Source organism: Streptomyces bullii, assembly GCF_042657145.1.
GTDB classification, from domain to species: Bacteria; Actinomycetota; Actinomycetes; order Streptomycetales; family Streptomycetaceae; genus Streptomyces; species Streptomyces bullii.
The window spans coordinates 501,317-524,426 of sequence record NZ_JBHSNY010000002.1; the positions used below are offsets into that span (position 1 = coordinate 501,317).

A 23,110-nucleotide genomic window follows, 5' to 3' on the forward strand; every position below is an offset into this window, starting at 1 on the left:
ATTGGGAGCGGCCGTCTACAGCGCCCGCAGTCCCGCGATGACCTCGCGCAGAATCCGTTCGTCGGGCAGCTGCGCGGGCGGCACGGGACGGCTGACGGTGACGCCGCCGAGTTCCACGAGGTCGCCGAGGAGGACCCTGACGACGCCCACGGGCAGGTCCGCGCCCGCGGCGAGCTCGGCGACCGACTGGGTCTCCGTGCGGCACAGCTGGAGCAGGACCCTGTGTTCCGGCCCGAGTGCGGCGTCGTCGAGACCGGGCGCGCCCGGATCCAGGGTGACGAGCGCGATCAGATCGAAACGGACGCCGGTGGGGCCGGGCCGCGTGCGGCCGCCCGTCAGCGCGTACGGGCGGACGAGAGGGCCGGCCTCGTTGTCGTACCACTGGCTGCCCTGCTCGTGCGGGCCGGCCGTCATGTCCTCGGTCATCTGCGCGGACCGCCTTCGCGTCTCATCCTGCGGCGGGCGGTCGCGCGTCGGCGCGCGGCGCCGTGCACAGATGCTCGCCGACGCGTTTGACCAGCCGTGCCATCTCGTAGGCGACCAGGCCGATGTCGGCGGTGGCGGCGGTGAGGACGGCGAGGCAGGAGCCGTCACCGGCGGCGGCCACGAAGAGGAAGCCGTCGTCCATCTCGACCATGGTCTGGCGTACGCCGCCGGCCCCGAAGTGCCGACCCGCGCCCTTGGCGAGGCTGTGGAAGCCGGAGGCGACCGCGGCGAGGTGTTCGGCGTCCTCGCGGCCGAGGTCGCTGGAGGCGCCCACGGCCAGTCCGTCGTTGGACAGCACCACGGCGTGCCGTACTTCACGCACGCGGAGCACCAGGTCGTCCAGCAGCCAGTCGAGTTCGCCGGACCGCCGGGCGGCCCTCATGCTCGGGTCCTGGATCATGCGGGGTCTCCTTCGCTGCCGTCACTGCCCGCCTGGGCGCCGGGTGTGGCTCCGCGGCCGGGTTGCCTGCCGCCGCCCCGCGTCCATCCGTCGCGGTAGGCCGCCATGCGGTCCCGTACGAGTTCGGGGGTGCGCTCGTCGTCGCCTCGGGGCGTGGACACGGGCGGCGGGTCCTCGGGGCGGCCGTCGCGCAGCTGGGGGGCGAGGCTGGCCTGCCGAACGCGGCGTGGGAGGTCGTCGGAGCCTTCGGGTTCCTCCTCCGGTCGGTGCAGACGCAAGGTGGCGACTCCTGGTGGTGGGCTCGGGGAGGCGGTTCCCGCCGCGGCCGGGACGGGGGCCACCAGCGCGCGCCGGTCGGCCGGGGCCGGGACGGCGTCCTGGTACGGCTCGTGCGGTAGGTCGCCGGGCACGCGCGCGTGGGCGCGTCCCTCGGGCTGCGATGCCTGGGCCGCCTCTGGAGGGGAACCTTCCGTCGCGCCGCTGTGCAGCAGGGCGGTGGGCAGCAGGACGACCGCGGTGGTGCCGCCGTACGGCGAGGTCCGCAGGTGCACCTTGATGCCGTGCCGGGCCGCGAGCCGGCTGACGACGAACAGGCCGAGCCGGTCGCTGTCGAACAGGTCGAGCGCCTCGGACTCGGCGATGCGGCGGTTGGCCTCGGCGAGGCTCTCCCTGCCCATGCCCAGGCCGCGGTCCTCGACCTCCAGGGCGTAGCCGTTGCCGACGGGTTCGCCGGTGACGCGCACGCGCGTGTGCGGGGGCGAGAACTGGGCGGCGTTCTCGATGAGTTCGGCCAGCAGGTGGGTGAGGTCGGCGACGGCCGCGCCGATGACGGAGGCCTCGGGGAGTTGCCGTACCTCCACGCGCGCGTAATCCTCGACCTCGGAGACGGCCGCGCGGACGACGTTCGTCAGGGCGACGGGCAGGCGCCAGGCCCGGCCGGGTGCCGCTCCGGAGAGGATGATCAGGCTTTCCGCGTGGCGCCGCATGCGGGTGGTGAGGTGGTCGAGCCGGAACAGGTCGCTGAGCTCGTTCGGGTCGTCGGAGCGGCGTTCCATGCTGTCCAGGAGGCCTAGCTGGCGGTGGACGAGGACCTGGCTGCGCCGGGCGAGGTTGACGAACACCCCGGAGATGCCGCTGGCGAGTTCAGCGCGCTCCACGGCGGCGCGCAGCGCGGCGCGGTGCACCGTGCCCAGGGCCTCGGCGACCTGGCCGGTCTCGTCGTCGGCGGGTGGTCCGGGCGGGGCCTCGGCCCTGAGGTCGATCTCCTCGCCGGCGCGCAGTTTCCGCATGGCCTCGGGGAGTTTGCGCCGGGCGATCTCCAGGGCGCTGTTGCGCAGGCTCACCAGCTCGACGACGAGGCCCCGGCCGATGCGTACGGAGATGACGAGGGAGGCGGCCACGGCGGCGAGACCGAGGAGGACGGCCGCGCCGGCCGGCGTGAGCAGCCCCTGGGCGAACGGGTCGGCCCGGTCGGCGACGCCGTGTCCCGCCTGCTCCTGGATCGTCCGCATCCCGCTCTGCACGCGCGCGTGTGCCGTCTCCCAGGTGTCCTCGGGCACGGCGTCGACCGCGCGCGCCCCGGGGCCGGCCGCGAGGACCTTGTCCTCGACGGCACCCAGCGTGTCGTAGGCGCCGGTGCCGGCGAGGCCGTTCCAGGCGGCGCGTTCGGTGCCGCGCAGGTCGGGGACGGCGGATTCGGTGAGCGTGCGGCGCAGGTCGACGGCGCCGGTGAACAGCCGCAGCCGTTCGCCGGTGAGGCTCCCGGCCAGCCTGGCGCTGCCCAGCACCACGTCCTCCTGGGCCAGCGCCTCGCTCGCGCGGGCGAACTCCATCAGCACGCGCGTATCGGAGCCGAGATCGGCGTCCTGGATGCCGGCCAGGGCGCCGCCCACGCCGAAGGCCGTCGCGATGGTCCGCGTGTACCGCCCGTACGTCTCGTCCCAGTCGACGCGCCCGTCGAGCACGGCGGTACGCAGCGGCCGCAGCCGCTCCGCGCCGGTGACGAACGCCTCCAGCCGCCCGGCCACCCCGGCGGGCAGGTCCTCGCCGTCGGCGACGGTGTGGTTCTCACCGAGCCGCAGTCGCGCGACGGCCCGGTCGGTGTGCCGCGCGAGCTTCCTGAGGTCGTCGGCCCGTACGGCGGACGGGTCGGTGGAGTGGCGTACGGCGGCGGAGCGTTCGGCCTGGAGGGCGGTGACGGCGGCGGCGACGGGGGCGCGGACCGTGGCGTCGGCGCGTTGGATCTGGCGCAGCCGGGAGACGTCCTGGGCGGTGGTGACGGTCGCGTACGCCCACAGGGCCAGCAGGGAGACGACCGGCACCATGAGAAGGCAGATGATCTTGGCGCGCACGGTGCGGGGGCGGACGCCGTGCCGCCACGCGCGCGTGGCGGCCTCGTTCGGGGTGGCTTCCCTGCGGCCTTCGTTCGCCGGCGGTCCGGCATGCGCCCGGCGGCCGCGCACGGGGCTCTGGGGCGGCGCCTCGGCGCCCGGGGTGGGTGTCCTACGGGGTGTGCGCATCGACTCCTCGCTCGGGAGTGGTTCGGGGCGTACCGTCCGGGTTCTGAGCGCGCGGTCCGCAAGTACAGGGGATCCGGCCCGGGCCCCGTACGGCGGGCTGCCGCATCTGGGCCTTCCCTGTCCGGGGCTTCCTGTCTGGGCCGTCCCGTCCTGGGTGTCCCGTCCGGGCTTTCCCGTCCGGGGTATGCCGTCGGGGGGTCCGTCAGGGCCGCGCGTGGTCGCGGCTAAGGGACGGCGGTCCCGGCCGTCCGCTGGGCCGAGGCGGACGCCGCGTGCTCCCCGCCCGTCGGCGACAGCGCGACGAAGGCCGAGGTCAGGAAGAGATAGGACCCGAGGCCGACGGCGAGGGGGAAGATGAACTGCATCGCCGTGGCCCCGGGCAGGACCTCGCTGGAGGGCGTGACCCGCACGCTCACCGCGAACATGCCGGTGTAGTGCATGCTGCTGACCGCCGCGCCCATGATCAGGGACGCGACGGTGACCGCACCGGGCGACTTGATGTTGAGCGCCGCCCACAGGGCCGCCGTCGCCGCGACGACGGCGATCAGCACGGAGAGCGCGACCAGCACCGGGTCGTAGCTCACGTCGCCGTGCAGGCGGACCGCCGCCATGCCGAGATAGTGCATGCTCGCGACGCCGAGCCCGGTGGTCAGTCCGCCGAGCAGCAGCGCCCGGCCCCGGTCGCGGCTGTGCCCGACTGCGAAGACGCCGACGCAGACCACGACCATCGCCACCAGCAGGCTCACGAGGGTGAGCGGCACGTCGTAGCGGATGTCGGTGCCGCCGACGGCGAAGCCGAGCATGGCCACGAAGTGCATGGTCCAGATGCCGGTGCCGATCGCCGAGGCGGCGGTGACGAGCCAGTTGCGGCGCGCGCGACCGGTCGCGCCGAGCGCCCGGACGGTGCAGCGCAGCCCCAGGGCGGCGCCAGTGCAGGCCATCGCGTACGACAGCACGGGGGTCAGCCACCCCAGGGCGGCGTGGTCCAGGTGTCCCATGGCCCCGGGACGCTAGTCCCGACCCGGGCGCACAACGGGGGCGCATTACGAAAGGTAGTGCAATATGACCCGGACAGGCAGCGGAACGATCGCGTCACGCTCGAACGTGCGCACTGCGATGTCCACCGAACGTGTGCTCCGCGTCGCCGGTACTGGTGAGGGATCATGCGAACATGAGCGACGACCACACACGTGTGCAGGAGTTCTTCACCGCCCGCGCGGCCGACTGGGACAGCCGGTTCCCCGACGACGGTCCCGCCTACGCGGCCGCGGTCGCCGAGCTGGGGCTCCGCGAGGGCGATCGCGTGCTGGACGCGGGCTGCGGCACCGGACGGGCCCTGCCGCCGCTGCGGGCGGCCGTGGGGGCCTCGGGAGTGGTCGTGGGGGCCGATCTGACCCCGGCCATGCTGGAGGCGGCCGTACGGGCCGGACGGGACCGCGCCGGACGCCTGCTGCTCGCCGACGTGGCGGCGCTGCCGTTGCGCGACGGGTCACTGGACGCGGTGTTCGGCGCGGGGCTGATCTCGCACCTGCCGGATCTGGCGGAGAATCTGCGGGAGTTGGCCCGGGTGGTGCGTCCGGGCGGCGTGCTGGCGTTGTTCCACCCGATCGGCAGGGCGGCGCTCGCCGCACGCCAGGGCCGTCGCATCACGCCGGACGACCTGCGGGCCGAGCCGAACCTCCGTCCGCTCCTGGCCGGTTCCGGGTGGCTCATGACGTCGTACGTCGACGAGGACGACCGTTTCCTTGCGCTGGCGGTCCGCGAGGGCTGAGACCGGGACGGCCTCCGCAGTCCTGTCCCGCGGGCGACGCCGCTGCTGCCCGCACGGCCTTCCGACCGTTCGCGCACACCCCGCCCCGGGCCGATCTCATCCGACCGCGGAAGGCCCCCGCCTCACTCGGCCTCTGAGGCGTTCCCGACGTGGCGTACGGGGCAGCCGCGGGCGCCCGGGACCGGACGGGTGCCCAGGTCCGCCAGCCGGTAGCCGTTCGGGTAGCTCTTGATCTCCCAGTTCTGCCGCGCGAAGTGCGGGGCGCGACGCGGCGGCAGCAGCCGGACGAGTCGTCCGCGCAGCCGTACCGCGCGGCGCACGCACGCGCGCGTGGTGGGGCCCGGCGGGATGTAGCGGAACGCGCGCAGGAGCGGGTCGTCGAGCAGGGCGAGCGTAGCGGTGCGCAGCAGGGGCGCGAGCGGGCGCGGGTACCAGGACGTCATCAGGGCGAGGGTGGCGTCCGAGACCCGCCGCGCGTCCTCGTCCCAGTCGAAGTGGGCTTCCTCGTAGGCGTCGAGGCAGGTCTCGAACTCCTCGTAGGTCTCCGGGACGTCCTTGATGCCCATGTGCCGCCCGAGCGTGCGGTAGTGGACCGTGCTCGCGACGATCTCGTGGCGTGACATCCTGCGCCACCCGTAGGCGTCGATCCACCGTTTGGGCATCACGACGAACGTGCACAGCACATACCGCATGTCATCGTCGCTGATGGCGTAGCTGCGGTGCATCTGGTTGATGCGACGGACCGCGGTCCTGCCCTGGTCGCTGCCGAAGCCGTGCTCGACGATGGCGTCCAGCAGCAGTGAGGTGTCGTCGTACCGCCTCTGCGCCCGCTCCGTGAGCTCCGCCGTCGCCGCGAGCAGCCGGCCGATGCTCGGGACGGCGTAAGTGCGGTAGAGGGCCAGTTCCAGGGACCGGGTGAAGTCCCAGGGGAACTCGTAGGCGACGCTGAGCCGGTAGATCTCCGTGGCCTGCCGGTACGGATCCATCCGCCGGATCTGCCGCAGCCGCGCGAAGCGCTCCACCTCGCCGTCCCCCTTCTGCCGTCGGACTTCTGCCGTCGGAGCTTCAACTCTACGTTGAGGGGGAGGAGATGAAGGACCGATCAGGGCAATCGCAGCAGGGGGAAGGCGGTCGGCATGTGGGGCAGGGTCCGCAAGTCCACAGGCAGACTTCTCGGCGCGTTCCGCGCGGAGACGCAGCCACGTCGGGACGAACGTCCGCACAACCTCTTCGAGGCCGCCGCGGCCTACGTCTCGGCGTGCGCGGAGAACGACCAGGAGCGGATAGACGAGGCGGCCGGATGGGTGTCCCCGGAGGCGCTGTCGTTCGGGGTGAACGAACTGGCCTGCCGGGCCGTCATCGCGCTCGCGCGGGAACGCGGCGAGTCGCCGCGGACCGTGGCGCGTGCGCTGCTGGGCCTGCCGGCGGCCTGACACGGCGGGCGACGGTCGGTCGATTCGCCCCGTCGAGTCGGAAAACTGCAGCTCCCGGTGCGCCTGCGAGGTCGTGACAAGCGGCTTCCGGTCGCACTAGGGTGCGCGCCGTTGGACCAACCGATGGGGAGGCTGGGATGGCCGGGACGGACGAGGGCGCCGTCGCCGCCGAGGACGACGCGCTCTATGTGCTCACGGCGGTACTGCTCACGCCGGCGAAGTTCCCGAGTGTGCTGGGCGACGACTACCCGGAGGCGTGCGCGGCCCTCGGTCTGGCGCCGCTCGCCGACGGGTACGGGCTGGTGCTCGGCCAGGACGGCGACGGCGCGCGCTGGACCGTCGTCATCGACGACGTCTCCCTGGTCGCCGTGGCGATCGCGTCCTGGGACTGCGGCATGGAGTACGACCTGTCGCCCGACGAGCGCACGGTCGTCGCCGCTCTGCCCGGATGGCCCCTCGCGGTCGCCGTCGCGGCCCCGGGGGTGCCCGCGCCGCACGACCCCGGTCCCGAGGACGCCGACCGGCCTGCCCTGGCTCCGCCGGACACCACCACCTGGGGGCCCGCCCAGCGGCGCCTGGGAGCGGACGAGATCGCGCTGCAGTGGGCGCTGTGGCGGGAGCAGGTGGACGACGCCGACTTCGTGCGGCCGGACGCCGGAGCCGATTCCGCGGACGGTACGGGCGGGGACGCGGCGAACGGGGCGAAGGGCGCGGACGGAGCCGCCACGGACGCGCGGAAGGGCCACAGCGGCATTCGGCGCGTCCTCGCGGAGGCCCGCTCCTACATCGACACACCGCCGCCGCTGGGCCGGGTCCGGTCGTCCTTCGCGACGGGCGACGCGCGCACCCTGCGCGCCGACGGTCCCGGCTGGTCCCTCGTGGCCAGGACCGACGACATCGCGTTCGTGCTGCTCGACGAGGAACCCGGCGAGGTGCTCCCGGTGGGCCGGGGACCGGAGCTGCCGGGTCTCCTGGAGGCCCTCGACAAGATGGCAGTACGCCCGAGCTGACGTGGCGCGCTCCTACGGCCCCCGGGGCGTACGGCCCGGGGGCCGGACCGGGGGGTACGACGGCCGCGGTCCGGTTCCGTGCCGCATCACGCCCCGGGCGGCTCCGGGCCGACGAGCAGCGCGGCCATCGCGGTGTCCGGGTCGGCGTGGGCGCGCAGCGCGTCGAGTTCCGCCCGCCACTTCGGCGCCCAGTCGGTCGCGTGTCCTGCGGCGCGCACCAGGAACAGCGCCAGCGAACCGGACACTCCGGTTCCCCGGGCGCGCAGGGTGCGCGCCAGGGTCAGCGCGGCGGCACGCACGCGTGGCCGGCTGAAGTCCGCGGACATGTGAGGGTTCTGCGGACAGCGTCCGGTGCCCGCCTCGCACAGCCGCACCAGCCGGTCCCACGGGTGCCACTCGTGCTTGCCCTGCCGTACGGAGTCCACGGCGGCCTCCCAGCTGAGACGTGCCGCGTCGGCGTGCAGGCCGACGGCCTCCAGGGTGTCGGCCAGCATGTCGAGGACGGGCAGTGTCTGCCAGGTCGACTCGGACGGTCGCACGACATCCGTGCAGCCGTGCAGGCGGCGCAGCGCGTCGACGCGTACCCCCGGATCATGCGCGCGTGCGCGCTCCGCCAACGCATCGAAGGCACCTCGGAGGACCGACTCGGTGGCCGGCCCGGACGGGAGCCGGACGAGCTGGCGCGCCGCCACGCACCACACCGAGCGGGGCCTCTCCGGGTCCACCGCCGCGTCGACCAGCACTCTCACCGCCTCGGCGCAGTCCGAGGTGAGCCAGGACGGCAGCGCCCGGCACGCGGCGGCGACGGTCTCCTCGTCGCCCTGAACGACCAGCCGTGTCAAGAACGCCGTGTACGCCTCCCGCTCGGCGTCGGGCACCGCCCGCACGCGCGCGTGCACGACGGCGTCACGGACGGCGGGTTCGTGCGCCGCGCGCACGAGCCGGCCGGCTACATCGGGGCGGCCGACCTCGGGCAGCAGCGCCCAGGCCAGTACGGCCCGGACGTCGGGATGCTGCCGGGGTGCGTCCCAGGCGGCGAGCAGCGCCCTGAAGGCGCCCTCCCCGGGCAGGGCTCTCAGGGCCCGTGCCGCCTCCTTGCGGCTGCCGACCGGGGCGTCGACGGCGGACGCCACCGGCGCCAGGAGTCTCACGGCGTCACCGTCGGGCATGCGCTCCAGGAGGCGCCCGAGGGCGGCCATGGCGGCCCTGCCACGCACTCCGCCGGTGGCGGCATGCCGCAGCAGGTGCTGGGCGTGACGGGAGCTCTCCGGGGCGTCCACGGCCGGCCCCGCGGCTTCCTCCGGGCCGTCGCCCCCACCGGTCGCCGCACCCTCGCCCCCACCGGTCGCCGCCCACTCGCCCACGCCTGTCTCCGCACCCTCTCCAACACCCGCCCCCGCAACCACTCCCACGCCCGTTCCCGCAACCTCTCCCAGAGCCGTGAGTGCCGCCGCCGCGACCGGCTGCGGGGCCTGCTCGACGAGCATGGTCAGCCGTTGCGGGTCCCGGAGGAGTCTGGCCGCGTCGGCGCGCGCGTGCAGCGGAGCGGCGTCGTAGGCCGCCACGCGCGCGTGGTGCTCCGCCCAGGCGTTCCGCTGGCTCGCGAGCCACCGGCCGGTCACCTCGGGGCACAGTTTCGGCGTCCAGGGGACGGAGCGGGGGCGCAGGCGTCCCGTGAAGCCCCCGCGCGCGGCGGCGAGCAGGGGATCGAGCAGGTCGGTGCGGCGGGCGGCGAGAGTCCGCAGGACCACCGGCACGGTCGCGAAGGTGGCGTCCACAGCGATCAGTTCGGCGCAGCGCTCTTCCCGCAGATGCGGGGGCCGGACCCAGGCCGCCGCGGCCCGGGCCGCGAGCCGCGGGTCGTCGCAGTCGACGGCGACGCGCCGTGTCTCCGCGTCGAGGCCGGGCAGCGCGGCAAGGTGCGGGCCGAGGAGCTCGGCGAGGGCGGTGACCGCCGCGGGCTGCCGCTCCGTCGGGGACAGCGCCGTCCACAGGGCCCGGGCCGCCGTCTCGTCCACTCTCAGGGCGGACAGGACGGGAGTCGTGTGCCGGGGCGCCGCGACGAGGTCGCCGAACAGTCCGGCGGCGTGCGCGGCGCGCTCGGTCCGCCCGGCGGCCGCGGCCCGTTCGACGACCCGGTACAGCAGGCGTTCGACGGCACGGAGGGTGGCCGCCGTCGAGTCGCGTGACTGGACGGCGGTGAGAACGGCGTCGCGCAGAGCTCGTTCGGGCACGGCGTCGAGCAGCCGGGGTGGCGCGCCGGCGAGCTGTTCGAGGGCCGGGCGGCGTACGTCGTCCTGGTCGTGCCAGGCCCGCTCGCAGGTGGCGATGACCCGGGCGAACTCCTGCGGGTCGCCGTCGAGTTCCGCGCAAGCCAGCAGAGCGGGCCAGGCCGTCGCACGGTGGTGGAGGCGGTGGTTGCCGGCGAGTTCGCGCAGCAGGGGTTCGCCGTCGGCCAGGGGCAGGGCCGCCGCGACGCGGGGCCTGTTCCAGAGGCTGCGCCGGTACCGCTCCAGCCACGGAGTGACCAGTTCCGTCCGGTCGGACGGTTCCAGGGCGGCGAGTGCGCTCAGTGCGGTGGTGCTCAGCCAGCGGCGGGCCGCCGGTCGGCCGTCGAGGACGCGCCGCCGTTCGGCGGGCGGAAGAAGCCGCAGGAGCCCGTCAGGCGCTGTCTCCAGGCGGCCCGTGGCGCGCTGTCCGCTGACCGTGGAGGTGCAGTGCTCGGCGAGGACCACGAGGTCCCGCACGGGCAGTTCGGCCAGGGCCCGCCGCAGGGCCGGCGGCACCGGGCCGCCGGGGATGAAGTGCCGCCGCCGGGCGCCTTCCGGGTCGGCCGGTGCCGTGCGCAGCACGGCGAGTGCCTCGGCGGGCCGGTGCAGTGCCCGGAGCATGCCCTGCGGGGTGAGCAGGCGGGGGGCGCGGTCCAACAGCAGGAGCGCCGCGCGCGGATCACGGCGCGCGGCGACCGAGGCCGCGGCGAGATGCCGGCGGACGAAGCGGTGCGCCTCCTGCGGCGCGTACCGCTCGTGTTGCTCGGCGAGGTACGCGGCCGTGGCACACGGTGCGGTACGCGCCAGGGAGTGGAGTGTGCCGGGGCCCGTCTCGACACGTGGCAGCCAGGCCGCGACGGTCTCCTCGGGGCAGGCCGGAAGCAGCGCCGCCGCTTCCCGGGCGCCGTGGCGTTCGTGGACCGCCGGCAGCAGCCTGGCCGCGAGTGCCCGGCGGCGACTGAGCCTGAGGAGCCGGTAGGCGTCGTACCGCGTGGCCCGGATGTCGCTCAGCGTCAGGCGTTCCAGGGCCTGTTCGGGCACGGGCAGCCGGAGGGCGGCAGCACGGGCGCGGCGGCCGAGCAGGGGATCGGTGAGGGCTTCGGCCACACGGTCAAGGTCGCGGCGTACCACGGCCAGGAACAGGGCGGTATGCCGCTCGTCGGGATCACCGGCGGCCAGGGCGTGGCGCAGGGTTGCGTAGGCATCCGGTGTGAGGGAGCGGGCGTAGCGTGCCAGGGCGCTCCTGCGCGCCGGGAAGGGCAGGGGATCGAAGTGGGCCCTCAGCCAGGCGGGCGTCAGGGGCGCGGGCGGGGTCTGGGGCTGTCGGGACGGCGTCTGCGACGCCTCGTGTCCGGCCATCAGCGCTCACCGTGGAGTCGCTGGGCCTCCTTTCCAGAGGTCATGCCGGTCATGGTGGGGTGCGGCCGATCGAGGCGCAAACGATTTTGGGGGCAAGCTCCCCATTCACCTGCGCCCCAGGGAAGTCACGCTGTCTCGGCCCCCTACATGGAGGCGCCACTCCATGTGGCCCCAACCCATGGTTGACGCAGGAACGGGCCCGCACGATGGGCAGGCCCGGGCCACTCCCCTGCTGTCCCCGCCGGTCCTGTCGTGCCCTGTCCGCCTTCTGCCCCCTGCCTCTCCTGTCCTGCCCTGTCCCCCCTCAGCCCCCTCCGCCCCTCTCTCGTCCTCTCCTCGCCACTCGCCCACCAGAAGTGGAGGCGTCATGCGTCCGCCCCGAGGTGTTCCCTTCCTCGCCGCCGTCCTCATGGCAGCGGCCCTCACCGGCCCGGCTCCCGCGGCGGCCGCAGGGGCCGACGACGGGCCCTGCGCACGCCAGGAACACGTGCGTGTGCCGGGGGCGGCCTTTCAGCGCAGTGCCTGTCTGGCCGATCTGACCACCACGGGGCTCGCCGGAACCCCGTACACGGACACCGCCGACCAGGCCGGGCTGACCGCCCGGGCCACCCGCACCCCGTCCGGGGTGCCCGGGGTGCAGATCGACGGCTACTTCCCGGACTCCTCGCGTTTCAACACCACACACGGCTGGCGGCACGACGCACAGTTCGTGATCCGGCTGCCGGACCGCTGGAACGGCGGGCTCGTCGTCACGGGCGCGCCGGGCACGCGCAAGCAGTACGCGACCGACAAGGCGATCTCCGACCAGGTGCTGGCCCGGGGGTACGCGTACGCCGCGACCGACAAGGGAAACAACGGAGTCGACTTCTACCACGACGGCTCCCGGCCCGGGGACGCGGTGGCAGAGTGGAACGCGCGGACGACGCAGCTCACCCGGGCGGCGCGGCAAACCGTGGCCCGGCACTACGGTCACGCCCCGCGCCGCACGTACATCACCGGCGTCTCCAACGGCGGCTACCTCACGCGCTGGCAGCTGGAGAACCACCCGGAGCTGTACGACGGCGGCGTGGACTGGGAGGGTGCGCTGTGGACCGCCGTCGGTCCGAACCTGCTCACCTCTCTGCCGACGACGGTGGCGCGGACGTTCGGCACGGCACGGGACGAGGACCTGTACGCGGTGGGCTTCGCGCGCGGCTCCGAGTTCCTGTGGGACTACCACGAGAAGGCGTACTGGGGCCTCACACAGAAGATCTACCGCGCCGAGTTCGACCCGGCGTACGACGCCGGCTGCCCCGGCCCCTCCGCCGGAACCACTCCCGAGCAGATCCTGGCACCGTGCCCTGCCGACGCCGCCTATGACTACGCCTCCCGGCCCGCCTCCGTGCACCGTGCCGTGGCCCGGGTGGCGCTGACCGGACGCGTCGCCCGCCCGCTGATCACGCTGCACGGGGACCTGGACGCGCTGCTGCCCAAGGCCGCGGACTCCGACGTGTACGCGCGCATGGTGGAGGCGAACGGACGGGGGGCGCTGCACCGGTACTACACGATCGAGGGCGGTACGCACGTCGACGGGCTGTACGACTCGTATCCGGACCGGCTGCGGCCGATCCTGCCCTGCTACCGGTCGGCGTTCGACGCCCTCACCGCATGGGTGGAGCGAGGCGTGCGGCCGCCCGCGGACCGGACGGTCGGCAGGCCCGCGGACGGCGACGTGGTCGACTCCTGCGCGCTGGACGGCGGGGCCGTTTCGGGGCGTTGACGCCTCAGCGGCCGAGTTCCTTGCGGGTGACGCGGCGCAGCCTGCGCCGCTGGGACGGGTCGAGCGTGAGGTACGCGGCGGCCGGAACTCCGAGGATGATCAAAAGCGCGGCCCACCAGGGCAGCCAGATCAACAGGATGAGTCCGGCCGCCACACCCCCCGCGGCGATCTTGGCGTTGTTCGACATTGAGTGTCGCCTCCTTCGCGGCCCTTGCCGCTCTCTGTCGTGAAAACGGGCCCGCGCTCCCGCCGGTTCCGGACCGCGACCCTGAGACGACCCTGAGGTTGCGCCCCTGAACGCCCCTGAGAGCTCGCCGCTGATCCGCCCTGCCGGCACGCCGCCACATCTGCATGGTGACGGGTGTCACAGCCCAGGCCTACCCGGCGGACCCACTCGGTGCTGTACCCTCCGCGACTCCGACCACTAGTCAAATTTGAGGAACACGTCATTCCTGAACAGACGTCTCCCCCGCCCACGCTCTTCGAGATCGCCGAACTGGTCCGGTGCCGCGCCGTGTTCCTGCCCGGTGACCCGGCCCGCACCGGCAGGGTCGCCTTCTGGCGGCCGGACGGCACGGCTCCATCGGCCGTGGCGTCGGCGCCGGCCCCCGTCGCGGACCTGACCGTCGTCCTGCCGGGCGACGACGGGGTCGAGGCGGTGACCGTCCCCGCCGTCCTGCTGCCGGTGAGCACGGCCCTGCCGGTGCTCACCCGCGCGCGTGCCCATCCGCGCGCAGACCGGACCACCGCGTTCTGGGGCGCGGCGGCCCTGCACGCGCTGCAGCTCGTGGCGCGCGGCCTGTTGCTGCCCGGCCTGTCCCCGGACGATCACGACGCCTGGCGGGCGGGCCCGCTGAGCGCGGCGGACGTCGAGGCCGTGCGTCGTCTGGCCGCCGCGACGCCGCCCGAGGCGCACGCCGTGCCGGTGGACGACGCCGAGCCGCCGCGCCTGCCCGACCCGGAGAAGCTGCTGCGGGCCTTCCTGGACTCGATCGCCGACACGCTGCCCCGCTCCCCCGCCGCGCACCTCGTCACGGGCGGCGCGGCGTATGCCGCGCCGGAACCGCTGCGCCTGCCGGAGCACCGTGCCTGGGCCGCCGACGTCGCCGCGGGCCACGACGCGGGCGTGCGGCTGTCGCTGCGCATCGAGGTGCACGGACTGACGGACGAGGCGCCCGACGAGGCGCAGGTGACGTTCCGGGCCGTGCCGCAGGTGCACGACGTGAGCGATCCGGCGCTCGTCGCGGACGCCGCCGTGGTGTGGGCCGGTGACTCCGGCGCGGCCTTCGGCCCACGCGCGCGGATGGACGCCCTGCTCGCCCTGCGCCGGGCGGCGCGGGCCTGGCCCCCGCTCACGCTGCTGCTGTCGGCGGCCGTGCCGGACGCGGTCGACCTCGCCGCCGAGAAGGTCACCGACCTCCTCGGCGAGGGCGCCAGGGCGCTGGCCGACGCCGGCGTCGACGTGCACTGGCCCAAGAAGCTGGCGCGCGAGCTGACCACCCGGGCGGAGGTCGGTCCTCCCGACGACGAGCCGGGGCGCGGCACGGCCGGCTCCCCTGCCCTGCCGTCGTTCCTGTCCGCCGACGCGCTGCTCGCCTTCAGTTGGTGGTGCACGCTGGGCGGCCAACGGCTCACCCGTGAGGAGCTGAACCGTCTCGCCGAGGCCAACCGCCCCGTCGTGCGGCTGCGCGACCAGTGGGTGCTGATCGACCCTCAGGAGGCGCGGCGCGCCCTGGACCGGCAGGACCACAAGGTCACGCCCGTCGACGCCCTCGGCGCGGCGCTGACGGGCTCCGTCGAGGTCGACGGCCACCGGGTCGAGGTGCGGCCCACGGGGTGGCTGGCGGCGCTGCGGGAGCGGCTGGCGCACCCCGAGACGCAGCAGCCCGTAGAGCAGCCGGCCGCCCTGGCCGCCACCCTGCGGGACTACCAGCGGCGCGGCCTGAACTGGCTAACCTCCATGACCTCGCTGGGCCTGGGCTGCTGCCTGGCCGACGACATGGGCCTCGGCAAGACGATCACACTGATCGCCCTGCACCTGCACCGGCAGACCGACCCGTCGTCGGCCGGACCCACCCTCGTGGTCTGCCCGACTTCCCTGATGGGCAACTGGCAACGGGAGATCGAGCGGTTCGCGCCCGGCACGCGCGTGCACCGCTTCCACGGCGCACGCCGCAGCCTGGACGACCCGGCCGACGGCGCGTTCGTGCTCACCACGTACGGCACGATGCGCCTGGACGCCGCGCGGCTCGCCGACGTGCCCTGGGGCATGGTCGTGGCGGACGAGGCCCAGCACGTGAAGAACCCGTACTCCTCGACGGCACGGCAGCTGCGTTCCATCGGGGCACGCGCACGCGTGGCGCTCACCGGCACCCCCGTGGAGAACAACCTGTCGGAGCTGTGGGCCATCCTCGACTGGACGACTCCCGGGCTGCTGGGCCGGCTCGGCACGTTCCGCAGTCGGTACGCGGAGGCCGTCGAGGGCGGGCAGGATCCGGCCGCCGCCGATCGCCTGGCCCGGCTCGTACGGCCGTTCCTGCTGCGCCGCCGCAAGTCGGATCCGGGGATCGCGCCGGAGCTGCCGCCGAAGACGGAGACCGACCACGCGGTGTCGCTCACGGCGGAGCAGACGGCTCTGTACGAGGCCGTGGTGCGCGAGGCGCTCGCCGAGATCTCCGGCGCCGGCAGCATGGCGCGGCGGGGCATGATCGTGAAGCTGCTGACCGGGCTGAAGCAGATCTGCAACCACCCGGCGCAGTTCCTCAAGGAGGAACGGCCGGTGATCGCCGGGCGGTCCGGGAAGCTGGAGCTGCTGGACGAGCTGCTCGACACCATCCTCGCCGAGGAGGCCGGCGTGCTGGTCTTCACACAGTACGTGCGCATGGCCCGGCTCCTCGAACGGCACCTGGCCGGCCGCGGCGTGCCCTCGCTGTTCCTGCACGGCGGCACGCCGGTCGCCGACCGGGAGGCGATGGTGCGGCGGTTCCAGGACGGCGAGGTGCCGGTGTTCCTGTTGTCGCTGAAGGCGGCGGGCACCGGGCTGAACCTCACGCGGGCCGAGCACGTCGTGCACTACGACCGCTGGTGGAACCCGGCCGTCGAGGCACAGGCCACCGACCGCGCGTACCGCATCGGCCAGACCCGTCCCGTGCAGGTGCACCGGATCATCGCCGAGGGAACCGTCGAGGACCGGATCGCCGCGCTGCTGGCGCGGAAACGAGAGCTGGCCGACGCCGTCCTCGGCTCGGGTGAGGCGGCGCTCACCGAACTGACGGACGCGGAGCTTGCGGAGCTGGTCGAACTGCGAGGGGGCACGCGATGAGCGGACACACCGGTGACTACGACAGCGACGCCGAGCGGACGTTCGCCGCGCTGCCGCCGGAGCGGGGCCGCGGCTTCGCGCGGACCTGGTGGGGGCAGGCCTGGCTGAAGGCCCTGGAGGACACGGCGCTTGACTCCGGACAACTCAAGGCCGGTCGCCGGCTGGCCCGCGCGGGAGCGGTCGGCGCGGTCACGGTCCGCCCGGGCCGCGTCACGGCGGTCGTCCAGGACCGGGGCCGTACGACACACCGGGCGGACGTCCTGCTGGAGGAGCTGACCGGTGACCAGTGGGACCGGTTCGTGGACATGGCCGGCGCACGGGCCGGGCATGTCGCGGCGCTGCTGGACCGGGAGATGCCGCCGCACCTGGTCGAGGACGCCGAGACCGCGGGCATCGACCTGCTGCCGGGCCTGGGCGATCTGGAGCCGGAGTGCGGCTGTGACGCCTGGGACCACTGCGGGCACACGGCGGCGCTCTGCTACCAGATGGCGCGACTGCTGGACGAGGACCCGTTCGTCCTGCTCCTGATGCGCGGCCGGGGCGAACGCGCCCTGCTGGACGCCCTGCAGTCGCGCACCGGCCCGCCCTCCGACGGGTCCCCGCGGCCGGAGGGCGTGGACGCCGCCGAGGCGTACGCGGCCGGCGGGATCCTGCCCCCGCTGCCCACGCCGCCCGCGCTGCCCGACGAGCCCGGTGTGCCGCCGTCCCTGGACACCGAGGCGGCGCCCGCTCCGGGGATCGATCCGGCCGCCCTGGAGTTCCTGGCCGCCCGGACCGCGGCACGGGCCCACCGCATGCTCGCGGAGGCCCTGCGGGACGGTCACGGACAGCACGCGCCCGAGGCGGAGCCGACGGTCCACCAGGACGCCGTGCGGCTGGCGGCGGGCGAGCCGGACCGTACTGTGGCGGACCGGCTCGCCGACGGCTCGGGACGGGGCCGGGAGGGGCTGGCCGTGGCGGTACGCGCCTGGCGCCACGGAGGCGGGGCGGCGCTGTCCGTGCTCGACGAGGAGTGGCCGGTGGAGGGCGAAACGCTCGCACGCGCGCGTGCCGCCCTTGAGACGGCCTGGGACGAGGACGAGCGGCCCCGGTTCCGGGCAAGCGGCAACCGGTGGACCGCTCTCGGCACTGCCGGCCAACTGCGGCTGGGGCGCGACGGCAGATGGTGGCCGTACCGGAAGGAAGGGGACCGCTGGGTGCCCGCGGGGCCCGCGGCACAGGACCCGGCGACGGCGCTGGCCACGGCGGAGCGCAGCGCGGCCGACGAGTCCGACAGCGGACGCCCGAAGGGATGATGCGCGGAGGGCGGTCGTGCGGAGGGCCCGCGAGGTCCAGCAGGCGGCCCGGACCCCTGGAAGGCGGTCGAGGCGACTGAGGCCGACGGGGCCCGGCGCAAGGGGACCCGGTGACCACAGCCGCCCACACCGGTGACCGTGGCCCCACGCGCGCGTGGCCGCCCGGCGGCGCCCTCCGCTAGGCGCCCGGCAGACCGCTCCCCCGCAACAACCGGCAGCACGTGGTCCTGGAGTGCGGGTGAGAGCCGGAGATGCCCCTCGTCGCCCGCGATCCAGCGCATGTCCGCTGTTTCGGCGGCGGGCCTGGGGTCCTGGTCGATGCGCGCCTCGAAGACCGTCAGCTTCATGGGGACGCCCTCCAGGGCCGCCACCGCCTCCACTTCCGCCAGGAGCCGTGGCTCCGACGGCCGTACCCCCAGCTCCTCGTCGAGCTCGCGGAACAGCGTCTCCAACGGCTCCTCGCCCTCGTCCGGCTTGCCACCCGGAAGATAGAAGACCTCGGGAGCCGCCTGCTTGCTCACGACCAGCAGACGCCCCTCCCGCACGATCACCGCCGCCACGACGACCAGCGGTTCACCGCCGTGACGCCCGCGCGGAGCGGCGCCGACCCCACCGTTGTGTGTCATACGGGCCATTGTCACGACGTCCGGAGGCGTACGGCGTAGGGGGAACCGGTCAGGGCAGCAGATCGTCCGGCAGGGACGGGACGAGCGACTCCAGGTCGCTCGGCACACCGCTCGGCAGTGCGCTCGGGAGGTCCGACGGCAACCGGCTCGGCAGCTCGACCGGAAGGCTCGGCGACGGACGGGGCGAGCGGCTCGTCCCGCTCTCGGCGGGCGTACCGCCCGGCGAGTCGTCGCTCCCAGAGGAGGCCATCAGCACGACGGCGCAGACGGCCAAGACCGCCACCAGGACGGCGAGGAGGACGAACAGCGGGTTCCGGCGCCCGCCAGGCCCGTCGCCCTGCCCCGGAGGCAGCGCGTCGTTCGGCGGACCGGGCGGCTGGGAGGGTGGAGGCGGCAGGGCCATACCGACCAGCGTCACCCCCGCCCCCCACTACATGCGAGCCCCGCACGGAAGTTGATACGGACTCATGGCATGGATCGCATGGTTCCGGCGTATTCCGTGCGGAGCCCGCTCAGGCAGGTGCGCGCGCCGAACGGCCCGCACGCGCGCGTGCGGTTCAGCCCCGCGCGCCCAGCAGATGGTCCATGGCGAGCTGGTCGAGGCGCTCGAAGGCCATGCCGCGCGCGGCGGCGGCCTCGGCGTCGAACTCCTCGAAGGCCGACCGGTCGGCGAGCAGCGCCTGGAGCCCGTCCGCGGCCGTCGGCAGGGCCAGTTCGTCCAGCCGGGCCGCGCGCAGCGCCTCCTGCACCTCCGGGTCGGCGCGGAAGGCCGCCGCCCGCTCCTTGAGGATCAGGTAGTTGCGCATGCAGCCGGCGGCCGAGGCCCACACCCCGTCCAGGTCCTCGGTGCGCGGCGGCTTGAAGTCGAAGTGCCTCGGACCGCTGTAGCCGGCCGACTCCAGCAGGTCGACCAGCCAGAACGCCGCGCGCAGGTCACCGGCGCCGAAGCGCAGGTCCTGGTCGTACTTGATGCCGGACTGGCCGTTGAGGTCGATGTGGAACAGCTTGCCCGCCCACAGGGCCTGCGCGATGCCGTGCGGGAAGTTCAGGCCCGCCATCTGCTCGTGCCCGACCTCCGGGTTCACGCCGTACAGCTCCGGGCGCTCCAGGCGGTCGATGAACGCCAGGGCGTGGCCGACCGTCGGCAGCAGGATGTCGCCGCGCGGCTCGTTCGGCTTCGGCTCGATGGCGAACCGCAGGTCGTAGCCCTGGGAGACGACGTACTCGCCGAGCAGGTCGAAGGCCTCCTTCATACGGTCCAAAGCCACGCGGACGTCCTTGGCGGCGCCGGACTCGGCGCCCTCCCGGCCGCCCCAGGCCACGTAGACCTGGGCGCCCAGCTCGACGGCGAGGTCGATGTTGCGGATCGTCTTGCGGAGCGCGTAGCGGCGGACGTCACGGTCGTTGGCGGTGAACGCGCCGTCCTTGAAGACGGGGTGGGTGAAGAGGTTGGTGGTGGCCATCGGCACCTTCATGCCGGTGGCGTCCAGCGCCTGCCGGAACCGCTTGATGTGCGCCTCGCGCTCGGTGTCGCTCGACCCGAAGGGGATCAGGTCGTCGTCGTGGAAGGTCACACCGTGGGCGCCCAGCTCGGACAGGCGCTGCACCGTCTCGACCGGGTCCAGGGCACGCCGCGTGGCGTCGCCGAAGGGATCCCGGCCCTGCCAGCCGACGGTCCACAGGCCGAAGGTGAACCTGTCCTCGGGGGTGGGCTGGTAGCTCATGCCGCGGCTCCTCGCTCGCTGGGACTATTTCGTCATGGCGATTTACAAATTAGTATGCGAGCGCGTCCCTGGGAAGGGACAACAGGGTCCGGAGGCCCTGGGGACCACATCCCGCTGAGCGGCGGAAGAGGGAGAAACCCGATGTCAGAAGCCGAGGGTCCGCTGGTCGTCGGCGTGGACTCGTCCACCCAGTCCACCAAGGCGCTGGTCGTCGACGCGGCCACCGGCCGGGTCGTGGCGAGCGGCCAGGCGCCGCACACCGTGTCCTCCGGGGCGGGCCGCGAGAGCGATCCGCGCCAGTGGTGGGACGCCCTGTGCGAGGCACTGCGGCAGTGCGGTGAGGCGGCGCACGAGGCCGCCGCGGTGTCGATCGGCGGACAGCAGCACGGTCTCGTCACGCTCGACGAGCGGGGTGAGCCGGTCCGTCCGGCCCTGCTGTGGAACGACGTGCGGTCGGCGCCCCAAGCCCGCCGTCTGACCGAGGAACTGGGCGGCGCGAAGGTCTGGGCCGAGCGCACCGGCAGCGTCCCCGCCGCCTCGTTCACGGTCACCAAGTGGGCCTGGCTGACCGAGCACGAGCCGGAGGCGGTCCGCGCCACCAGGGCCGTGCGCCTCCCGCACGACTACCTCACCGAGCGGCTCACCGGGCAGGGCACGACCGACCGCGGCGACGCCTCGGGCACCGGCTGGTGGGCGTCCGGGGCGGAGGCGTACGACGAGGAGATCCTGGCCCACGTCGGGCTGGACCCGGCCCTGCTGCCGCGGGTGGTACGGCCCGGTGAGGTGGCGGGCACCGTGCGCGACAGCCACGACCTGCCGTTCTCCAGGGGCACGCTGGTGGCTCCGGGCACCGGCGACAACGCGGCCGCCGCGCTCGGCCTCGGCCTGCGCCCGGGCATGCCGGTCATGAGCCTCGGCACCTCGGGCACGGTGTACGCCGTGTCGCGGCGGCGGCCCGCCGACCCGACCGGCACCGTGGCGGGCTTCGCCGACGCCCGGGGCGACTGGCTGCCGCTGGCCTGCACCCTGAACTGCACACTCGCCGTCGACCGGGTGGCGACCCTGCTGGGCGTGGACCGCGAGGCCGTCGAGCCCGGCACCACCGTCACGCTCCTGCCCTACCTGGACGGCGAACGCACCCCGAACCTGCCGAACGCCTCCGGTCTGCTGCATGGCCTGCGGCACGACACGACCCCCGGCCAGCTGCTCCAGGCCGCCTACGACGGTGCCGTCCACTCCCTGCTCGGCGCCCTCGACCTGGTCCTCGACGCGGACGCGGACCGCTCGGCGCCCCTGCTGCTGATCGGCGGCGGCGCACGGGGCACCGCCTGGCAGCAGACCGTACGACGGCTGTCGGGGCGGCCGGTGCAGGTGCCGGGGGCCAAGGAGCTGGTGGCGCTGGGTGCTGCCGCGCAGGCGGCCGGGCTGCTCACCGGCGAGGACCCGGCGGCGGTCGCCCGGCGCTGGAACACGGCCGCGGGCCCGGTGCTGGACGCGGTGGAACGTGACGAGGAGGCACTCACTCGGATCGCCGGGGTACTCTCCGACGCTGCCCCACTGCTGGACCGGCGCGCGGACACCTCCTGACGAGGCCGTGGCGCCGCCCTCGACGGGAGCGGCCGGGGGCGCCCGCGAGGGCTCCGTCGCACGAGCCGCCACCGTCGGCAGGCACCCGGGGCACGCCGCTGGTAAGCGGGCGGGGGCGCCTGGCGGCCACCGGCCCACGGCACCCGCCAAGGGCATCGGCACGGCCCGCCGACGGACGCCGCAAGGCGCACTCGTCGGCGCCACCGGCACCAGCGCGAACCGACCGACGCCACCGCGAACCGACCGTGGACGACCCGCACCGACCGTGGACGACCCAGCGAACCGACCGAGGACTGACGCAGGCATGACTGCACCGCTGCACGAGGCACACCCCGCAGGCCCCGGGCGCGCCACGCCGGACACCCAGCAGGGCATGCGCCGCCGCAACCTCGCCCGCGTGATGCACGCCGTCAGCGCCGAGGGACCGCTGTCCCGCGCCGCCGTCGCCTCACGCATCGGTCTGACCCGGGCGGCGGTGTCGACCCTCGTCGACGAGCTGATCCGCACCGGGCTGCTGGAGGAGCTGGGCCCCGAACGGCCGGGCCGGGTCGGCCGTCCGGGGTCGGCGCTCGCCGTCAGCGGGCACGGCCCCGCCGGGATCGGCGCGGAGATCGGCGTCGACCACCTCGCGGTCTGCGCCGTCGACCTGCGCGGACAGGTGCGCGCGCGGGCCGTGCGGCACGGCGCCAACCGGGGACGCTCCCCCGCACCGGTGCTGGAGGAGGTCACCGCGCTGATACGCCGGGTCGTCGCCGAGGCGGAGGCCGAGGGGCTGTGGCCGGCGGGGCTGGCCGTGGCGGTGCCCGGGCTGGTGGCACGCGACGCCCGGACCGTCGTACGCGCCCCGAACCTCGACTGGCACGACACGGACCTCGGCGGCCTGCTCCCGGCGGACCTTCCGCTGACCGTGGACAACGAGGCCAACTTCGGCGCGCTCGCCGAACTCTGGCTCGCGGATGGCACCCCGCGTGACTTCCTGCACGTGTCGGCGGAGATCGGCATCGGCGCCGCGCTGGTCGTGGACGGAGGGCTGCTGCGCGGCACACGCGGGTTCGCGGGCGAGCTGGGGCACGTGCCGGTCCGTCCGGACGGGCCGCGGTGCGCGTGCGGCGGGCGCGGCTGCCTGGAGCAGTACGCCGGTGAGGAGGCGGTGCTGCGCGCGGCCGGTCTGGAGCCCGGCGAGGACCGCGTCGGCCTGCTCGCCGGCCGCGCCGAGGCGGGCGACGAGGCCGTACGACGTGCCCTGCGCGACGCGGGCGAGGCACTCGGCATCGCTCTGACCGGGGCGGTCAACCTGCTGGACCCCGAGGGCGTCGTGCTGGGCGGCGAGTTGTCCGGGCTCGCGCCGTGGCTGCTGCCGTCCCTGCGGGACGAACTGGCCCGGCGCACGGCGGGGCCGGTCTGTCCCGTCACCGTGTCGCGGCTGGGGCCGCAGGGCCCGCTGCTGGGCGCGGCCCACGCGGTGGTACGGGCCGTCCTGGACGACCCCGCGGCGGTCGCCCGGCGACACTGAGCCGGCGAGAGCACTGGCTGGTCGCCGCGGCTCCTC

The 23,110-nt window shown here is 74.7% G+C and carries 17 protein-coding genes and 1 pseudogene; 8 read left to right on the forward strand and 10 right to left on the reverse strand.

Annotated elements, in window-relative coordinates; all coding sequences use genetic code 11:
* Nucleotides 1-15 precede the first annotated feature (15 nt).
* From ACFPZJ_RS06380 to ACFPZJ_RS06395, 4 genes are all read right to left on the reverse strand, one after another.
* The gene (locus ACFPZJ_RS06380) at nucleotides 16-426 is read right to left on the reverse strand and encodes a DUF742 domain-containing protein (RefSeq protein WP_381018415.1); all 411 of its coding nucleotides are present in this window, start codon (nucleotides 424-426) and stop codon (nucleotides 16-18) included.
* Nucleotides 427-448: 22 nt separating this feature from the next.
* On the reverse strand, nucleotides 449-886 hold the full coding sequence (locus tag ACFPZJ_RS06385) for a roadblock/LC7 domain-containing protein (protein ID WP_381018418.1): 438 nt from the start codon (nucleotides 884-886) through the stop codon (nucleotides 449-451).
* Nucleotides 883-3,405 (reverse strand): sensor histidine kinase, encoded by a 2,523-nt coding sequence (locus ACFPZJ_RS06390; RefSeq protein ID WP_381018421.1) that lies wholly within the window; start codon nucleotides 3,403-3,405, stop codon nucleotides 883-885. The genes ACFPZJ_RS06385 and ACFPZJ_RS06390 overlap by 4 nt, the downstream gene beginning before the upstream one ends.
* A 224-nt stretch (nucleotides 3,406-3,629) precedes the next feature.
* Nucleotides 3,630-4,403 carry an MHYT domain-containing protein gene (locus ACFPZJ_RS06395; RefSeq protein WP_381018424.1) on the reverse strand — a complete coding sequence of 258 codons (774 nt, stop codon included), beginning with the start codon at nucleotides 4,401-4,403 and terminating at the stop codon, nucleotides 3,630-3,632.
* Nucleotides 4,404-4,576: 173 nt separating this feature from the next.
* Between ACFPZJ_RS06395 and ACFPZJ_RS06400 the strand changes: the two genes are divergently transcribed.
* Nucleotides 4,577-5,176 carry a class I SAM-dependent methyltransferase gene (locus ACFPZJ_RS06400; protein ID WP_381018427.1) on the forward strand — a complete coding sequence of 200 codons (600 nt, stop codon included), beginning with the start codon at nucleotides 4,577-4,579 and terminating at the stop codon, nucleotides 5,174-5,176.
* A gap of 122 nt (nucleotides 5,177-5,298) precedes the next feature.
* Here ACFPZJ_RS06400 and ACFPZJ_RS06405 read toward each other — a convergent pair whose 3' ends face one another.
* On the reverse strand, nucleotides 5,299-6,198 hold the full coding sequence (locus ACFPZJ_RS06405; RefSeq protein ID WP_381018430.1) for an oxygenase MpaB family protein: 900 nt from the start codon (nucleotides 6,196-6,198) through the stop codon (nucleotides 5,299-5,301).
* A gap of 114 nt (nucleotides 6,199-6,312) precedes the next feature.
* Between ACFPZJ_RS06405 and ACFPZJ_RS06410 the strand changes: the two genes are divergently transcribed.
* Together ACFPZJ_RS06410 and ACFPZJ_RS06415 are read left to right on the forward strand one after the other, a co-directional pair.
* Nucleotides 6,313-6,609: a hypothetical protein gene (locus ACFPZJ_RS06410; protein ID WP_381018432.1), complete on the forward strand. Its 297-nt coding sequence runs from the start codon at nucleotides 6,313-6,315 to the stop codon at nucleotides 6,607-6,609.
* Between the two features lie 137 nt (nucleotides 6,610-6,746).
* Complete coding sequence (locus ACFPZJ_RS06415; protein ID WP_381018435.1) at nucleotides 6,747-7,619, forward strand: hypothetical protein; 873 nt, start codon at nucleotides 6,747-6,749, stop codon at nucleotides 7,617-7,619.
* An 86-nt stretch (nucleotides 7,620-7,705) separates the two neighbouring features.
* Here ACFPZJ_RS06415 and ACFPZJ_RS06420 read toward each other — a convergent pair whose 3' ends face one another.
* Nucleotides 7,706-11,248 (reverse strand): hypothetical protein, encoded by a 3,543-nt coding sequence (locus tag ACFPZJ_RS06420; protein ID WP_381018437.1) that lies wholly within the window; start codon nucleotides 11,246-11,248, stop codon nucleotides 7,706-7,708.
* A 367-nt stretch (nucleotides 11,249-11,615) separates the two neighbouring features.
* Between ACFPZJ_RS06420 and ACFPZJ_RS06425 the strand changes: the two genes are divergently transcribed.
* A complete protein-coding gene (locus tag ACFPZJ_RS06425) occupies nucleotides 11,616-13,007 on the forward strand; it encodes a tannase/feruloyl esterase family alpha/beta hydrolase (protein WP_381018440.1) in 1,392 nt (463 codons plus the stop codon).
* A 4-nt stretch (nucleotides 13,008-13,011) separates the two neighbouring features.
* On the opposite strand, the gene ACFPZJ_RS06430 is transcribed toward ACFPZJ_RS06425, so the two are convergent.
* A complete protein-coding gene (locus ACFPZJ_RS06430) occupies nucleotides 13,012-13,194 on the reverse strand; it encodes a hypothetical protein (RefSeq protein ID WP_356202787.1) in 183 nt (60 codons plus the stop codon).
* 261 nt (nucleotides 13,195-13,455) lie between these two features.
* Here ACFPZJ_RS06430 and ACFPZJ_RS06435 point away from each other — a divergent pair, with 261 nt between their 5' ends.
* Nucleotides 13,456-16,329: a DEAD/DEAH box helicase gene (locus tag ACFPZJ_RS06435; RefSeq protein ID WP_381018993.1), complete on the forward strand. Its 2,874-nt coding sequence runs from the start codon at nucleotides 13,456-13,458 to the stop codon at nucleotides 16,327-16,329.
* Nucleotides 16,326-17,624, forward strand: a complete 1,299-nt coding sequence (locus ACFPZJ_RS06440; RefSeq protein ID WP_381018443.1) for an SWIM zinc finger family protein — start codon at nucleotides 16,326-16,328, stop codon at nucleotides 17,622-17,624. Before ACFPZJ_RS06435 ends, ACFPZJ_RS06440 begins: the two co-directional genes overlap by 4 nt.
* Nucleotides 17,625-17,890: 266 nt before the next feature.
* On the opposite strand, the pseudogene ACFPZJ_RS06445 reads toward ACFPZJ_RS06440, so the two are convergent.
* From ACFPZJ_RS06445 to xylA, 3 genes and pseudogenes are all read right to left on the reverse strand, one after another.
* Nucleotides 17,891-18,259, reverse strand: a pseudogene (locus ACFPZJ_RS06445) (NUDIX hydrolase); the annotation flags it as partial.
* Nucleotides 18,260-18,299: 40 nt separating this feature from the next.
* Nucleotides 18,300-18,653: a hypothetical protein gene (locus tag ACFPZJ_RS06450; RefSeq protein ID WP_381018446.1), complete on the reverse strand. Its 354-nt coding sequence runs from the start codon at nucleotides 18,651-18,653 to the stop codon at nucleotides 18,300-18,302.
* Nucleotides 18,654-18,807: 154 nt separating this feature from the next.
* Nucleotides 18,808-19,974, reverse strand: a complete 1,167-nt coding sequence (xylA, locus tag ACFPZJ_RS06455) for a xylose isomerase (RefSeq protein ID WP_381018449.1) — start codon at nucleotides 19,972-19,974, stop codon at nucleotides 18,808-18,810.
* A 141-nt stretch (nucleotides 19,975-20,115) separates the two neighbouring features.
* Between xylA and xylB the strand changes: the two genes are divergently transcribed.
* Together xylB and ACFPZJ_RS06465 are read left to right on the forward strand one after the other, a co-directional pair.
* Nucleotides 20,116-21,561, forward strand: a complete 1,446-nt coding sequence (gene xylB, locus ACFPZJ_RS06460; protein ID WP_381018452.1) for a xylulokinase — start codon at nucleotides 20,116-20,118, stop codon at nucleotides 21,559-21,561.
* Nucleotides 21,562-21,865: 304 nt separating this feature from the next.
* Complete coding sequence (locus ACFPZJ_RS06465; protein WP_381018455.1) at nucleotides 21,866-23,074, forward strand: ROK family protein; 1,209 nt, start codon at nucleotides 21,866-21,868, stop codon at nucleotides 23,072-23,074.
* Nucleotides 23,075-23,110: the final 36 nt, after the last annotated feature.

Excerpts from the sequence above, each read along its gene's own strand:
- ACFPZJ_RS06380 (WP_381018415.1), bottom strand. The coding sequence starts at position 426 with ATGACCGAGGACATGACGGCCGGCCCGCACGAGCAGGGCAGCCAGTGG.
- ACFPZJ_RS06385 (WP_381018418.1), bottom strand. The coding sequence starts at position 886 with ATGATCCAGGACCCGAGCATGAGGGCCGCCCGGCGGTCCGGCGAACTC.
- ACFPZJ_RS06390 (WP_381018421.1), bottom strand. The coding sequence starts at position 3,405 with ATGCGCACACCCCGTAGGACACCCACCCCGGGCGCCGAGGCGCCGCCC.
- ACFPZJ_RS06395 (WP_381018424.1), bottom strand. The coding sequence starts at position 4,403 with ATGGGACACCTGGACCACGCCGCCCTGGGGTGGCTGACCCCCGTGCTG.
- ACFPZJ_RS06400 (WP_381018427.1), top strand. The coding sequence starts at position 4,577 with ATGAGCGACGACCACACACGTGTGCAGGAGTTCTTCACCGCCCGCGCG.
- ACFPZJ_RS06410 (WP_381018432.1), top strand. The coding sequence starts at position 6,313 with ATGTGGGGCAGGGTCCGCAAGTCCACAGGCAGACTTCTCGGCGCGTTC.
- ACFPZJ_RS06415 (WP_381018435.1), top strand. The coding sequence starts at position 6,747 with ATGGCCGGGACGGACGAGGGCGCCGTCGCCGCCGAGGACGACGCGCTC.
- ACFPZJ_RS06420 (WP_381018437.1), bottom strand. The coding sequence starts at position 11,248 with ATGGCCGGACACGAGGCGTCGCAGACGCCGTCCCGACAGCCCCAGACC.
- ACFPZJ_RS06425 (WP_381018440.1), top strand. The coding sequence starts at position 11,616 with ATGCGTCCGCCCCGAGGTGTTCCCTTCCTCGCCGCCGTCCTCATGGCA.
- ACFPZJ_RS06430 (WP_356202787.1), bottom strand. The coding sequence starts at position 13,194 with ATGTCGAACAACGCCAAGATCGCCGCGGGGGGTGTGGCGGCCGGACTC.
- ACFPZJ_RS06440 (WP_381018443.1), top strand. The coding sequence starts at position 16,326 with ATGAGCGGACACACCGGTGACTACGACAGCGACGCCGAGCGGACGTTC.
- ACFPZJ_RS06450 (WP_381018446.1), bottom strand. The coding sequence starts at position 18,653 with ATGGCCCTGCCGCCTCCACCCTCCCAGCCGCCCGGTCCGCCGAACGAC.
- xylA (WP_381018449.1), bottom strand. The coding sequence starts at position 19,974 with ATGAGCTACCAGCCCACCCCCGAGGACAGGTTCACCTTCGGCCTGTGG.
- xylB (WP_381018452.1), top strand. The coding sequence starts at position 20,116 with ATGTCAGAAGCCGAGGGTCCGCTGGTCGTCGGCGTGGACTCGTCCACC.
- ACFPZJ_RS06465 (WP_381018455.1), top strand. The coding sequence starts at position 21,866 with ATGACTGCACCGCTGCACGAGGCACACCCCGCAGGCCCCGGGCGCGCC.